This window comes from Parabacteroides sp. PH5-46 (genome assembly GCF_029892785.1).
Taxonomy (GTDB): Bacteria; Bacteroidota; Bacteroidia; order Bacteroidales; family Tannerellaceae; genus DFXE01.
The window spans coordinates 133885-148157 of sequence record NZ_JARXXA010000011.1; the positions used below are offsets into that span (position 1 = coordinate 133885).

A 14273-nucleotide genomic window follows, 5' to 3' on the forward strand; every position below is an offset into this window, starting at 1 on the left:
GTAAAAACGACAGAGTGAAAGATCAACTCTGTCGTTTTTTTTGTTATGATTCTTTGTGCATCAGTCTTCGTGCCAGTCGGATGGCTTCGCCTATCCATAATACAACCGATGTGGTGGCTGTAATGATGCCCCAGTCTTTCCAGCTTAGCGGTACTACGTTGAACATTTCTCCTCCGAAGGTTACAATCAGATATTGGCCAACCAATATGAGTAATGCTACAAGCAAGAAGGTTTTGCTGCCTTTCAGGTCGGAGAAGGCCGATTTGGTGTCGCCGTAAGCCTTGGCATTAAACATATTCCAGAATTGCAACATAACAAAGATTGTAAAGAACATCGAAAGTTCGTAGGGAGTCAGCAGACCTTCTGTCTTGTTGAAATAAACCAGGATGCCCAGCAGTAATGCTACGAACAGTGTGCCTACGATGAATATATTGTAAGCCATTGGGCGTGATATGATAAAGTCGCCACCCACTCCGCTTTTACGCGGCTTTCTGTTCATCACCTTTTCATTCGGAGGCAAAGAGGCAAGTGCTGCTGCTGCAAATGTGTCCATAATCAGGTTTACCCACAACATTTGTGTTACGGTAAGGGGCGATTCGGTACCCATCAGTGAACCGAGCAATACAATCAGACAGGCTGCCACATTGATGGTTAGCTGGAATAACAGGAAGCGTTGGATGTTGCGATACAGCGAACGTCCCCACATAACGGCCCGGGTAATACTGCTGAATGAGTTGTCCAATATCGTGATATCACTGGCTTCTTTAGCTACTGATGTGCCGTCCCCCATGGATAAACCTACCTGTGCGGCTTTCAGGGCAGGCGCATCATTTGTCCCGTCTCCGGTTACGGCTACAACCGCATTCTTCTTCTGCAAAAGCTTTACCAGTCTTTGTTTGTCTGTCGGGCGGGCGCGGCACATAATCCGCAGATCCATCACACGTTGCAAGGCTTCTTCGTCGCTGAGCATTTCAAAAGACTGTCCGGTAATAATGTTGTACTCCGTGTCTTCTTTGTGCCAGATGCCGATCTGACGGCCTATTTCACGAGCCGTTCCGGGTGTGTCGCCGGTTACTATTTTTACGTCAATACCTGCATGCAGGCAGCTCTCTACGGCTTCGGGAACATCTTTTCTTACCGGGTCGGAAATAGCAACAATGCCTATATACGTGAGGTCTGTTTGATGCAGACGCCCTTCGGCAAAGAAATTCGTATCTTCCCCTTCTTCTACAATCTGATAGGCAAAGCCCAGGGTACGCATGGCCTGGTTCTGATAGCCCAGTAATTGCTCTTCAATGCCTTCCCTGCTGGCTTCTACAGCTTTGTATGTGCCGTCTATCGCTACCCGTTTACACTGAGCCAGTACAATTTCCGGCGCTCCTTTTACATACAGTACCTTTTTCTTTAATAAGGGCGAATGAACCAGGGTTGCCATATACTTACGCTCGGTAGAAAAGGTGAGTTGTTCTAGTACCTCGGCATCCTCTCGCAGCGACAGGTAGTTTTCTCCTTTGCTGTTCAGCCATAATAGCAGTGCGGCTTCTGTCGGATTACCGAGTGTTTTTACTTTTTCTTCCGAGAAGTCAAGGTAGGCCGTTGAGTTAGCCGAGATTCCTTCTTTGATCAGCTTACTCAATTCATCCTCTCCCAGCTGCTGGTCTTTCAGGTTGTAAAAGTTAGTTTGATATACCTGCATCTGATTTTGTGTCAGGGTGCCGGTTTTGTCTGTGCAGATAACGGTTGTCGCTCCCATTGTTTCGCAGGCATGCATTTTTCGCACCAGATTGTTGGTTTTCAGCATGCGGTTCATGCTAAGCGCCAGGCTGAGTGTTACGCTCATCGGGAGGCCTTCGGGCACAGATACGACAATCAATGTAACGGCTACCATGAAGATATTTAGTATGTCGCTCACCAGATCCATGATAGGTACACCGGAAGAGGAAATCAATAGTTTGGTAACCAATGCCACAAATGTCAGCCCGGCGATTGTGTAGCCTGCTTTGCTGATAACTCCCGCCAAGCCTTTTAGCTGTATCTGCAAAGGAGTATCTATGTCATTATCTATCTGTGAGCCTTCATATACTTTGCCGTAGCCGGTAGCATCGCCTACCTTTTCTACTTCAAATACGCCATGTCCGTCTACAACTGTCGTTCCGCGCATAACAACGTTTGAAGGGTAGGTTGCATCTTTGTTGAAGTGCGCTTCATCTGTTGTCTTGCTGATTACCGGCTCGCCGGTTAGAGTCGATTCGTTGATTTGCAAGGAGATGGCCTCCAATAAATGCCCGTCGGCAGGGATCTCTTCTCCGGCTTCCAGGAGTACGATGTCGCCTACTACCACTTCTTTTTTAGAGATCTGGCTGATATTTCCGTCACGGATCACTTTTACAAGCGTGTCGTCATTCACCGTGTTTAATACGTCAAATGCTTTGTTGGCTTTTACTTCAAAGCCAAAGCCTACACCGGTTGCCAATAAAATGGCGAAAAATATTCCGATAGGCTCAAGAAAGGCAGTGAATCCCTTTGCTTCCGGCCCCCAGCAGTGTACGCCGGCAATAATCATGGATAGAAACCAGGCCAATAGCAGGATGCGGATGATCGGATCATCAAATTTTTCGATAAACAATTTCCATAGCGGGGTTTTGGGAGGAGGGGTTAATACATTTTCGCCATGCAGGCGACGACTTTCTTCTACTTCTTGCTTGGTTAGCCCTTTCCAGGTTTGCTTTTTTTCCATGTATTGTTAGTTTTAACAGATATACTCTCTAATCTGAAAACAAATATCGTATAAAATAGTTTGCAAACAGAATCTCTTATTTTAAAATATATTAACGGGGAGACTTGGCCAATTGATGAATACACTTTATTTCAGCGTTTTCCGACCTTCGACTTCTGCCAAAACCCGCATTTGCTGAATTGCAATCTGGTTCAATTTTATCAGCCGTTCTCGTTGTGGAAGCCCCTCATTGATAAATACAGCATTTAGATTCTCCATATTAGACAGGCAGATTAACTCATTTATGGTTGCATAATCGCGAATATTGCCTTTAAGGTCTGGATTGGACTCCCGCCAATCTTTTGCCGTTACTCCGAATAGTGCCACATTCAGCACATCGGCTTCACTGGCGTAAATAATAGAGGTTTGTTTTGCTGTGAGTTCGTCAGGGATCAAATTGTGTTTAATTGCATCTGTATGAATATGGTAGTTGATCTTTGCCAGTTCTCGTTTTGCAGACCAACCGAGCGTTTTTTGTTCCTCGATTTTCAGTCGCTTGAACTCCGTAACAAGGTATAGTTCAAATTCTGCCGAAATCCACGCTGCAAATTTAAAAGCAATATCTGAATGGGCGTATGTTCCTCCGCCATAGCGTCCGGATTTTGAGGTCATCCCAATGGCATTTGTTTCGTTGATCCACTTTTGTGGTGACATCCAGAAATGAGGTTTTGCCGATTCGTTTTTAAACCCCTCATAAATGTGGGGGTTAAAATTGGGATTGTTTAGCATTTCCCATAGACCGATATACTCAATAGTGCTGTAGGTTCTTAACCATAAGCTGATTATCTGCGAAGGATTCTCTGTATCTCGAATTTTAGCAATGTCGGTCAGGGATATGTAATCCTCCTGATCTTTTTTGTGAAAGACTATTTCTGTGTTTTTTACCGTTATTTTAGCCATACTATAGGTGCTATTTTGACAAAGGTACTCACTATACTGTATTTAATTCGCTTTCTGTTTAGAAGTTTATTTTAAAATATATTAACGGGGAGATTTAAACTTTTTTCTGTATTTATTGTCTTATTTATATAGAGATTATTATAAAGAGATAGTGTGTTAGTTTTTGAGATAGATTCAAGGTAAATGAAAAGATTTAGGTTAAGGTTATTTTTAGTAATGGGAATTGCCCTCTTTTTTGGAGGGCAATCTCTTTTAGCACAAGAGGCTAAGAGCAAGAAAGAAAAGAAAGCGCAACTGGTGAAGGAGCTGGTTAATGGCGGCAGATATACCGTTGAAGTAACACGTGCGCTACCAATGGGTGGGCGTTCGGTTAATCTAACCTCTTTATACTCGCTGGAATTAAGAGGTGATTCGGTTCTTTCCTATCTCCCTTATTTCGGCAGGGCGTATAGTGTTCCTTACGGAGGAGGAGAGAGGATGCGTTTTACGTCTACTATGACGGAGCACACCCTGTCTTATGACAAGAAAGGAACAGCCCGGATCATATTCAAGACCCGTACGGACGAAGACAGCTATACATTTAATATACAGATATTCAAAAACGGTTCGTCAACGATACAGGTAACACCTGTCAACCGACAGGCAATTACGTATCAGGGCGATTTGCTTACTGAGAAGAAGGAGTAAACAGCCGTCCCTGCCATGTTTGGCGTTCGGTCATGCGTTTGCAGACTTTTGCAGTAAATACATAATTTTTTAATCCCCAGTCGGGAGCGATCAACAGCTCTTTGGGGGATTGAGATACAAACCTCTCTACCACCATAGAGGGGTTTAATTTTTCTATAAAGTCTATAACCAGTTCTATATATTCGTCCGCAGTGTACAGGTGAAAGTCCTCCGGCTGTTCGGCAAACTCTTTAGCCATTCGTGTCTGACGTATGAGTTGTAGCTGATGTAGCTTCAGTGTAGTGATTGGCAAGTCCGATACGATATCTGCGTGATGCAATATTTCTTCTCTGTTTTCGCCCGGTAAGCCCAGTATCAGATGAGCGCCGGTATAAATACCTCTTTCTGCCGTCCGGCGAATAGCCTCTTCCGATTCCGCATACGTATGTCCACGGTTAATGCGTATCAGCGTTCGATCCAACGTGCTTTCCACCCCGTATTCGATCATTACGAATTTATTTTCCGACAAAGCCGTAAAATAATCCAACAACACATCCGGCATGCAGTCCGGGCGTGTGCCGATAATTAAACCCGCCACTTCAGGGAAGGCCAACGCTTCCTCATATTTGCGGATTAAAGAGTCGGGCGCATCATACGTGTTTGTATATGACTGGAAATAGGCCAGGTATTTCATCTCCGGGTATTTGTGGGAGAAAAAGCGGATGCCTTCCTCCAGTTGCTCGGTCACGGATTTGTTAGGTTGGCAATATTCCGGGCTGAATGTCTGGTTATTGCAATATGTACACCCTCCCCAGCCCTTTGTCCCATCTCGGTTCGGACAGGTAAAACCGGCATTCACCGATATCTTCTGTACCTTGAAAGGGAATACCTTTCTTAAGAAATCCCCGAAGTCATAATATGGCTTTATCTCTTTATTCACCATGCAAAATTACAGATTACTTCCCAAATATGATGCAGAAAACCGATAGGCTTTTTTATCCCCCAATGTAACTGTCTTTTTGTTGTTAAAAAACATTATACACTTACATATTTCGTCAAAAGATAAATTTTCACTAACGCTTCTTTTATTCAAAAGCGACAAAAAATAAAAACTGGAAAGATTTTTTAATGTATTTTCGTCGATATTTAACATATATTTGCTAAAAATGCCGACTTTTCCCCATTTTATCTTCATGATTTCAGTAAATCATCCAATTAAATTCCCCCATTGATCCAAATGATTCCGGAGATTCATCCAAATGATTTTTTGACTATTCCGGCCAAGCTTAAAATCAAGTGGCGAGAATGTGTAAAACGAAGCACTTTTTAACGCAAAAGCCACCCAAAAACGCTATTCTTTTTAAGATAACAAAAAGACAGGTTTGGGTTAAAGAATATAGAATAATAGACGAAAAATGTTTAAAAGAGCGTTCTGCGTGTTCCGTTCTGCGTGCTGCAGCTTGCAAAACAACAAAGCTTAAGTGCCAAATAAACGCCTTCTTTGCAAGCAAACCCTGCTTCAGTCCCAAATACGGCCTGCAAGCAAGGGGTAAATTAACAATTTGACACTTTGCAATTCTCTGTGTTTTTTATACTTTAGCAGACGTATTCAATGACTAATCCTTTTGGACTTGGCGTTTTTTTAACCTTAAAAAGAAAGATAAGATGATTTCCGTAAAGTTTATGTTGCGGGCCTCCAGTGTGGAAGGCCGTGCTTCTCGCCTTTTTGTACGTATTATCAGCAATCGTACTGCGTACAATGTGTCAACCCGTATCCAACTGTATCCCTGTGAGTGGAATTTAGACAGGCAGATGATTATCTCCCAGGCTGCCGGAGGGGATCGATCCGCCCACCTGGCGTGGGCAAAAGCGGAGCTGGAAAGTGACCGCTACTTTGTTGAATCCACCGCCTTACGGCTTGAAAGGGAAGGCACACCCGATGCTGCCAAAGTAGCTGCTGCCTATAGGCTGCATAAAGAAAAGATCTGCATGGCGGATTACACCGACAAATTAGTCGAAAGACTGTTGAAAAGGGGGCAGATACGTACAGCCAGGGCCTACCAGACCGTACTGGCCAGGTTTGTCAACTTCAACAAAAAACCCCGGATAACCTTTGACACCATTACCCCCTTGTTAATGAAAAACTTTGAGTTTCAGCTTACCGAAGAAGGGCTAGCACGCAATAGTATTTCATTTTACATGCGTAACCTACGGGCTATCTACAACAAGGCAGCAGAGGAAGGTCTCTTCCAGGCACACAGTATATCACCCTTCCGCGATGTATTCACCGGAAATGATACCACTAAAAAGCGTACCCTGAGCAAAAAAGAAATGAACCTGCTTGATAAGGTGGAAGCTAAGCTACAGCCTTCAGGGTCCACCGGACTTCCTTTCCACCTGCAACAGGCGCTACTGATGTTCCTTTTCAGCTTTCATGCCCGAGGTATGTCTTATGTGGATATGGCCTTCCTGAAAAAAGAAGACCTCAAGAATCATGTCATATCCTACAAGCGGATGAAGACCGGACAGCGGATCGAACTGAAGGTGACCCAGAAACTTAAGGATATACTAGAGATTTTCCGTCCACTTACCGAAGAAAGCCCCTACCTTCTCCCCATCATCACCCGGAAAGATGTATCTCCCCGGCTACAGTATGAGAGCGGTTTGCGGAAGCAAAACCAGAAACTGGGAGAAATTTCACAGTTTCTGGGGCTGAAGAACAAGCTCACTACGCATGTAGCCCGCCATACCTGGGCCTCTATCGCCAAGGAGGCAAACCTGCCGCTGGCGGTTATCAGCGAAGCCCTCGGGCACACCTCTGAGGCCACTACCCGCATCTACCTGGCCTCTTTCGACAGAAGTGTGCTCGATGAGGCCAATGAGACGGTAGCTAAAGCTATAACTCATGCCATATAAAGAATAGAATATTTAAGTTAATTTATATTTCCGGAAAAATAATGAGGAGAAACGACAGGTTTTATCTATATTTGCGGTATCTATTTGTTTATCAACAAATCTGTCACTTACTAAGTGACAGAAAAAGAAGAAAAACCAATAAGTTTCTGCAAATATCTACCATTTAAATTCGTTGAAAATACTTAATTCTTCTCAATATATTCACAATTATCACTCGCTGATTTTGTAGATATACATATAAAATAGGCTGGAAAATATATGTCGGGAACCGGGCAGACAAACAGAAATTGTCCGGGAGGGTAGCTTGTATCCTTATTTGTCATAAAGGCTGTTGAGTTGAAATGAATCATTTCGTAGTATTTAATCATAGTTGTCACTATTTTGGTTTAGGATGCAAAGGTAGTAAATGCCAGAAGAAATAAATAAGCATTCACAAACTTTAGTCAGAAAAAACTCTTTTTAGTTTGTTAAGGAAAGGTATTACTCTTCCCTCTCCGAAACAAATGCATCTTTTCTTCCACCAAAGGGATTGATAGTAGCTGAAAAAAGATTTAAAACGCAGTATATTAACCTGTTTGCAAAATGTTTGCAAATTCTACTCTTTCAGTCTTCATTCAGTCAGATTCCCAAACGGGCTTTTTTATTACAATTTGAGACGGATTTTAGAGCGTTTTTCAGTGTTCCCTGTTTATAAAAAAGTTTTACCTTTTTATAAAACTGCACGGACGATTTTTGCAATTATTGCAAATATAGGCACTTACATTTTCATAAAGTAAGATCACTGTCACTTAGTAAGTGATAGGGAGTGTAAAAATAAAGAGGAGGAAGCCTAAAAATAGAAGACTAACATTGATGAAAACAGAGAATTGTATAACCGTTGGATGGATAAAAAAGACTGTAGTGGCACTAGCCATGCTGGCGTTTTTCTCGCCCTTTATTAAATCACAGGATGTAGCCCTTAAGTCGAACCTATTGTATGACGCGACAACAACGCTGAACCTCGGTCTCGAAATAGGCTTGGCTCCCAAATGGACGCTGGAATTACCTGTAAACTACAACCCCTGGGAGTTCTCCAAGAACCGCAAGCTCAAGCATTGGGCCATACAGCCCGAGGCTCGTTACTGGTTTTGCCAACGCTTTATGGGTCACTTCATGGGCTTGCATGCACATGTGGCAGGCTACAATGTCGGAGGATTGAAGATGTTCGGCCTCAATGAACACCGCTACGAGGGCTATCTCTACGGTGCAGGTATCTCCTATGGCTATCAATGGATCCTCAATAAACGCTGGAGCATAGAAGCAACTGTAGGGGTTGGATACGCCTACCTCGATCATGCCAAGTATCCTTGTGAGAAATGTGCTGAGAAAATCGGTGATTTTACCAAAAACTATTTCGGTCCTACAAAAGCTGGAATATCCTTAATCTACATCATCAAATAACTGAAAATGAAAAAGATACTATATACAATAGCAGGACTTTATATAACATTACTGACTACGACTGCTTACGGTCAGTTGCCCTCTGAGACGGTGAAGCTGCATTCGCTCCGACAGGTGGAGGATTCTGTGCAATTAATCATAGATATTGACCTGACAGCCCTGCGCCTTAATACGGAGCGTTCCCTGGAGTTGACGCCTGTACTCAGCAATGGGAAAGGACGGGAAGTGAAAATGAAGAGTGTGCTTGTCAACGGACGCCACCGCCAGAAGGCCTTTGAAAGGGAGGTAGAGCTCAATGGATGGGAAAAGCAGGTTGCTTCGGCACACTATGCCGTTATTCCACTCAAGGCTGAGAACCGCAAGGTCGTTCGTTACCGCCAGGCTGTACCTTATGAAAACTGGATGCGTGAAGCACAACTGGATGTACAGACCGACCTCTGCGGATGTGGAGGTGAACCGGCAGAATGGGATAGTCGTAAACTGGCCAACCGTATCATACTCGAAGGGGTGAAAGAATATAACCCCACGATCCATGTAGCCTATATCCGCCCCGAAGCGGAACAGGTAAAGGCTAGAAGCGAACAGAGCGATGTTTTCCTGGATTTCCCGGTAGCACGTACAGAGATCAATCCAAGTTTCGGCAACAACCCGCGCGAACTGGCCAAGATCGAACAGATCATTGGTGGCATACGTTCGGACAAGAATCTGACAGTAACCAGTGTACTCATTACCGGCTATGCCTCCCCCGAAGGAAATGTAAATACAAATAACCAACTGGCAAGAGGTCGCGCGGAAGCTCTGCGCAATTACCTGTCTATGCGTGCCGGTATCCCTTCACACCTCTACCAGATCGGTTACGGGGGTGAAGACTGGGAAGGCTTAGCCAGGCTTGTACAGCAATCTTACATAGAACCCAAAGGCACGATACTGTCGATCATCAACTACTACAACCCGGAAGAGCGTAAGAATCGCCTCAAGGCACTCAACGGTGGAGGACCTTACCAGCAGATGCTGCATCAGTTGTATCCACAACTGCGCCGTGTAGTAGCAAGGATAGACTATAATGCCAAGAACTTCAATGTGGAAGAAGCCAAACAGGTGATCAAAACACAGCCTCGCCAGCTCAGTCTCAATGAAATGTTCCTCGTGGCTAACACTTACCCGGAAGGCAGTCAGCAGTTTATAGAAGTATTCGAAACAGCTGTAAAGCTCTATCCCGAAAATCCGGTAGCCAACCTGAATGCAGCCGCTTCGGCACTCAAAGCAGGCGATCAGGTGCGCGCAGAGCGCTACTTGCAGAACGCGGTACGCAACACGCAGAACGGAAATGTAGTTAGGGGTACGGCAGAATATTATAATAACCTGGGGGTGCTCGAAATGCTCCGTGGCAATGCTGCCAAAGCAAAGAGTCTCTTCAAACGTGCATCAGAGAAAAATCTTGATGCATCCCTGAAGAACCTCGACGAAATAAAGAGAAAAGAAGAAGCAGAGAAATTGCTTCGCAATTAATAATTCACAATTGATAATTCACAATTAAATAGACTTTTTTTATTAATTAAATTCAAGTAAAAATGAAAAAGACGTTTAAGTTTTTTATGATGGCTGCCATCGTTGCAGCTGGTTTTACGGCTTGTTCGAGCGAGGAGGTTACTCCAGACCCGAAGAACCCGATAGACAACACGGAAGAGGTGGAAGGTAAGGAAACCTATGCTACTTTCGCTCTATCCTCTCTCGATTCACGTGCGTATACAATGCAACAATCACCAGCTGTCGACACAGACGACAGTAAAATTGATCCGAGTAATGTAGTTCTTCTTATCTACAAGTCAACAGGTGTACTTGAAAAGAAAGTGTTCATGAATGACACCAAGGCAACAGTACTACTTACTGCCGGTAAGAAGAAAATCTATGCTATTGCTAACTACAAGGGTATGACAACAGCTCCTAATGACATCGTTAGTGTAATAGGAACGGATGACAATACCGGTTATAAAGTAGGTGAGAGCATGATGAGTGATTTGATGTCTCTTACTTTCGATGCTAACCAGGCCAACCAGGCTAGCTTCGGGTTTGCCAAATTACATGAGCGTTCTGGCAGTTTTGGCTTACCTGCCAGTAATGACAATAGTTTGGAATACAATCTTGTTGCTGATGTAGCATCAGATACGGCAGCTGGTGGTACACCTTCAAATACCAATGAGTCGACCACCAATACATTCAATATCCAGTTATACTTTATGTTGGCTAAGGCTAACCTTTACCTGGGTAATTCAGTGTTACATGCTGGTGATGTTGACAACCCCGGTATTTCCAATATCCAATACACCATCCGTAATATGGCACGCTACACGAACATCATCCGCAAAGGTTCAGGTCAAGCCGTACAATCGTATTACTACAACCGCGTATGGTCAAGTGGAACTCCACAACAGAGCGACTTCGATAGCGATATCGATTATTCGACAGCTATAGACAAGACAGCTGCAACTACCGTTCCAACACAGTATTTCTATCTGCCTGAGAATAATCACAACTATCTACTCGAAGGTCAGTCCTCTTTCTTTGCAATTAAAGCGGTTTTCAAACCCAACAATGTGATCAAGGATGTGACTTATAACGTAGCCAGTGCTAGCCTGAAAACAGAAGTTGATCAGTTAGCAAATATTGGCCAGACTTCATGGGGAGAAAACGCATTGGATTATATATACACAATCAAGGAATTGAAATTAACTTATGGAACGATTCAGGCCGGTACATATTTCAAACACATAAAACTGCTTCAAAAAGCGGCATGGATACTTGAAAATATGAAAGAGTGGAATGATACATACTGGACTGAGGCTGAAGCTATCGCTGGTGTAACAGCTTCTGACATGAATAAATCTTATTATCAATTCGCTGATGCTACCAGCTACTACCGTTTGGATATTGGTGATGATGCAACTGGTAACAGCCTTGAACCGGGTGTGTTGCGTGGTAATAAATATCAGGTTATGATCAGCAAGATCTCTGGACCTGGTAAACCATTGGAATCTAATCTTAAGGATACTCCTTGGGTGCCTGTTGTTGCCAATACACACCTGCACGCTGTAATTATTCCAGCTGAATGGACAACTGTTATCCAGCAAGGTAATCTTGAATAATAAACATTTAGTAAGTAAAAAAGGGAGGGCGGGTTTCGGCCCGCTTCCCTTCCTTTTTATTGCCAAAGAACATTGAACATTAAACTTTAAAACAAATGAAACCGATAAAAGAAATAAGTGTCCGGATTGCTGCCTTCTGTACCGTATGGGTATTCTTACTCTCCTCATGGGGATGCGTACAGGACGATTTGTCGGAATGTGGAATAGGCGTGCAATTCCGGTATATCAAGAATGTAGCAGGTGTAGATAAGTTTGCAACTGACGTTGAACGCATCTCGCTTTTCGTCTTTTCGGAAGACGGGCGGTTCATCAGCGAGTTCAGCGACCAAGGATCAGTCCTTCAGGACAATTACATCATGACCGTACCCCTGAAAGCGGGTAACTACAAACTCGTAGCCTGGGGGAACCTCGACGAGTGCTATGATATCACAGACTGCATACCGGGACAGACAACTATTGAAGAATTTATGCTTAAACTCAACCGCCTTGACGACACAGTAACCGAACATCCTACCCACCTGTTCTATGGAGGTGTACAGGAAGTCGGAATAGAAGCAGCAGAAGGAAGGAGGATCATATTGATGGATCTGACAAAAGATACCAATACGATTCATGTAACAGCCCGTGGCTTACCCGTTACAGACAACAATACCCGTACCGGCAGTAACAGCCGCTTCCAATGCACCATCACCTCGCGCAACGGGGATTATAACTTTGACAATTCGATAACCGGAAACCGGTTAACCTATATACCCAAGGATAGTATTGAAGAAAAATCGCTCAAGTCTGAGTTTGTCGTTATGCGCGAGCTGAACGACCATTCGACCGAATCGCGACTGCTTATCACACATCAGGGAGAATCAGAGGATGAAGAAGTACTGCTTGATACCAGCCTGTCTGAACTCCTGATACCCCTATCCATCACCGGAGACCTGGACATAGACGACGAATTCCACCTCGACGTATTTTTTGAACATACAAACGGACACTTCACCATCACCATCAACGACTGGATCGTGATAGACGGCGGAGGCGGAACGGTTGTGGGATAATCTTTTCTGAAAAATGAAATTTAGAACAAAATATATGAGACCGAAAAAACAACAGATCATCTTCCTTCTTTCCTGCCTGTCTTTGTGCTGGTTATTTTCCTGCACATCGGGAGAAATGGAAGTGGAGCAGCCGGAGAAGGAAATGACCACCCTTCAGCTGAGCCTCACCCGGGCGGGGGATGAAGACCCGGAGACAGCGGTTGGGAAAGTACGCCTGGTCGTATTGAACCGCTCAGGACGATGCCTACTCAACACTACTACGCCGCAAGCTGATGGCGTAACCTTTGAAGAGATAGTACCCGCCGGATACCTTCAGATATTACTCTTTGCCAACGAAGTTAACAGCTGGAATTTGGACAGCTGGCAGGAGGGACAGACTGTATCCGAGAGCGATATAAAAGCAAAACAGTTGAATTTCACAGGATACCCCACTGTGGATGAAGACAACCCGATACCCATGTTCGGACGCTATGAGGTAATAGCAGAAGCCAACAAGCTGACGGAAATAAGCGGAACAACCCACCCCCTGGGAACTGTAGAACGCCTTTATGCCAAAGTAACGCTGAACATCAAGTGCGATTATAGTGCTTCTTCGTTGGCCGGCACCAAGGTATTGCTCAATAAGGTAACGGTCTGCCACATGCCGGGAATATCCTACCTGATGGCTAGCCCTTACGAAGGAAGTGGATTTATCACCGAAGGCGCAGCTATTGTACCTAACAATACATCGCATGGCTATGATCCTGACAATAGTGGCTTTGAAGCCCAGGGGATCACCTTCTACATTCCCGAACACATCCTTAACAGCCGGGATAAATACACCTACCTCACCGTATACGCCTACCAGGCAGACAATACTTCCAACAAGCGGCAGTACACCCTGGTGATAGGTAACGGTATGGCGGGGAAGACCGTTGAATGGATGAAAGGCGATGGACCTACCCTGGCCGACCTGGCTGTAACACGCAATACACACTATCAGTTCAATGCAAGCATTACAGGTTTTACTCAAAATCAGTCGTTGACCGTCAATGCCAAGGTAGTAACTTGGGAAACGATAGACATACCTGCTGAATACCCCACCTACTTCCTGAGCGTATCCCGCAGTAGTTTAAACCTGGCGGTAGGAGAGACCGGCAGCGTGTATGTTAATACCGACTATCCCGGAGGATGGACAGCCGAAATAGAAACGGGTAGTGACATTACAATCACCAACGGTTCGGCAAGCGGCCCGGGATATCTCACCTTTACCGTAAACGGGGCTATAACGACCGCCAATGTGATTAAGGTAACGGCCGGGAATATGACAAAAAAGATCATAGTAGAAAATTAATTGTTAATGATTAATTATTAATGATTAACAGAAAGATAACACATATG

10 protein-coding genes are annotated in these 14273 nt (G+C 44.2%); 7 read left to right on the forward strand and 3 right to left on the reverse strand.

Features of this window, described 5'->3' with window-relative positions; all coding sequences use genetic code 11:
• Positions 1-43 precede the first annotated feature (43 nt).
• The gene (locus M2470_RS12590; protein ID WP_280745249.1) at positions 44-2737 is read right to left on the reverse strand and encodes a calcium-translocating P-type ATPase, PMCA-type; all 2694 of its coding nucleotides are present in this window, start codon (positions 2735-2737) and stop codon (positions 44-46) included.
• 126 nt (positions 2738-2863) lie between these two features.
• A complete protein-coding gene (locus M2470_RS12595) occupies positions 2864-3676 on the reverse strand; it encodes a KilA-N domain-containing protein (RefSeq protein WP_280745248.1) in 813 nt (270 codons plus the stop codon).
• 183 nt (positions 3677-3859) lie between these two features.
• Here M2470_RS12595 and M2470_RS12600 point away from each other — a divergent pair, with 183 nt between their 5' ends.
• Complete coding sequence (locus M2470_RS12600) at positions 3860-4363, forward strand: DUF4251 domain-containing protein (protein ID WP_280745247.1); 504 nt, start codon at positions 3860-3862, stop codon at positions 4361-4363.
• On the opposite strand, the gene M2470_RS12605 is transcribed toward M2470_RS12600, so the two are convergent.
• Positions 4344-5285: a TIGR01212 family radical SAM protein gene (locus M2470_RS12605; protein ID WP_280745246.1), complete on the reverse strand. Its 942-nt coding sequence runs from the start codon at positions 5283-5285 to the stop codon at positions 4344-4346. The genes M2470_RS12600 and M2470_RS12605 overlap by 20 nt on opposite strands.
• Before the next feature lie 722 nt (positions 5286-6007).
• Between M2470_RS12605 and M2470_RS12610 the strand changes: the two genes are divergently transcribed.
• The 6 genes from M2470_RS12610 (at position 6008) to M2470_RS12635 (ending at position 14226) form a co-directional block, all read left to right on the forward strand.
• Positions 6008-7258, forward strand: coding sequence for a site-specific integrase (locus M2470_RS12610; RefSeq protein WP_280745245.1), 1251 nt, complete (start codon positions 6008-6010; stop codon positions 7256-7258).
• A gap of 912 nt (positions 7259-8170) precedes the next feature.
• Positions 8171-8698 carry a DUF3575 domain-containing protein gene (locus M2470_RS12615; RefSeq protein WP_280745352.1) on the forward strand — a complete coding sequence of 176 codons (528 nt, stop codon included), beginning with the start codon at positions 8171-8173 and terminating at the stop codon, positions 8696-8698.
• Between the two features lie 6 nt (positions 8699-8704).
• Positions 8705-10207 carry a DUF3868 domain-containing protein gene (locus M2470_RS12620; protein WP_280745244.1) on the forward strand — a complete coding sequence of 501 codons (1503 nt, stop codon included), beginning with the start codon at positions 8705-8707 and terminating at the stop codon, positions 10205-10207.
• A gap of 62 nt (positions 10208-10269) precedes the next feature.
• Positions 10270-11841, forward strand: a complete 1572-nt coding sequence (locus M2470_RS12625; RefSeq protein ID WP_280745243.1) for a hypothetical protein — start codon at positions 10270-10272, stop codon at positions 11839-11841.
• Between the two features lie 95 nt (positions 11842-11936).
• Complete coding sequence (locus tag M2470_RS12630) at positions 11937-12893, forward strand: FimB/Mfa2 family fimbrial subunit (RefSeq protein ID WP_280745242.1); 957 nt, start codon at positions 11937-11939, stop codon at positions 12891-12893.
• Between the two features lie 34 nt (positions 12894-12927).
• On the forward strand, positions 12928-14226 hold the full coding sequence (locus M2470_RS12635) for a hypothetical protein (RefSeq protein WP_280745241.1): 1299 nt from the start codon (positions 12928-12930) through the stop codon (positions 14224-14226).
• The last annotated feature ends 47 nt before the right edge of the window (positions 14227-14273 follow it).

Bases quoted from the DNA above. Each gene is read 5' to 3' on its own strand.
- M2470_RS12590 (WP_280745249.1), bottom strand. From the start codon at position 2,737: ATGGAAAAAAAGCAAACCTGGAAAGGGCTAACCAAGCAAGAAGTAGAA.
- M2470_RS12595 (WP_280745248.1), bottom strand. From the start codon at position 3,676: ATGGCTAAAATAACGGTAAAAAACACAGAAATAGTCTTTCACAAAAAA.
- M2470_RS12600 (WP_280745247.1), top strand. From the start codon at position 3,860: ATGAAAAGATTTAGGTTAAGGTTATTTTTAGTAATGGGAATTGCCCTC.
- M2470_RS12605 (WP_280745246.1), bottom strand. From the start codon at position 5,285: ATGGTGAATAAAGAGATAAAGCCATATTATGACTTCGGGGATTTCTTA.
- M2470_RS12610 (WP_280745245.1), top strand. From the start codon at position 6,008: ATGATTTCCGTAAAGTTTATGTTGCGGGCCTCCAGTGTGGAAGGCCGT.
- M2470_RS12615 (WP_280745352.1), top strand. From the start codon at position 8,171: ATGCTGGCGTTTTTCTCGCCCTTTATTAAATCACAGGATGTAGCCCTT.
- M2470_RS12620 (WP_280745244.1), top strand. From the start codon at position 8,705: ATGAAAAAGATACTATATACAATAGCAGGACTTTATATAACATTACTG.
- M2470_RS12625 (WP_280745243.1), top strand. From the start codon at position 10,270: ATGAAAAAGACGTTTAAGTTTTTTATGATGGCTGCCATCGTTGCAGCT.
- M2470_RS12630 (WP_280745242.1), top strand. From the start codon at position 11,937: ATGAAACCGATAAAAGAAATAAGTGTCCGGATTGCTGCCTTCTGTACC.
- M2470_RS12635 (WP_280745241.1), top strand. From the start codon at position 12,928: ATGAGACCGAAAAAACAACAGATCATCTTCCTTCTTTCCTGCCTGTCT.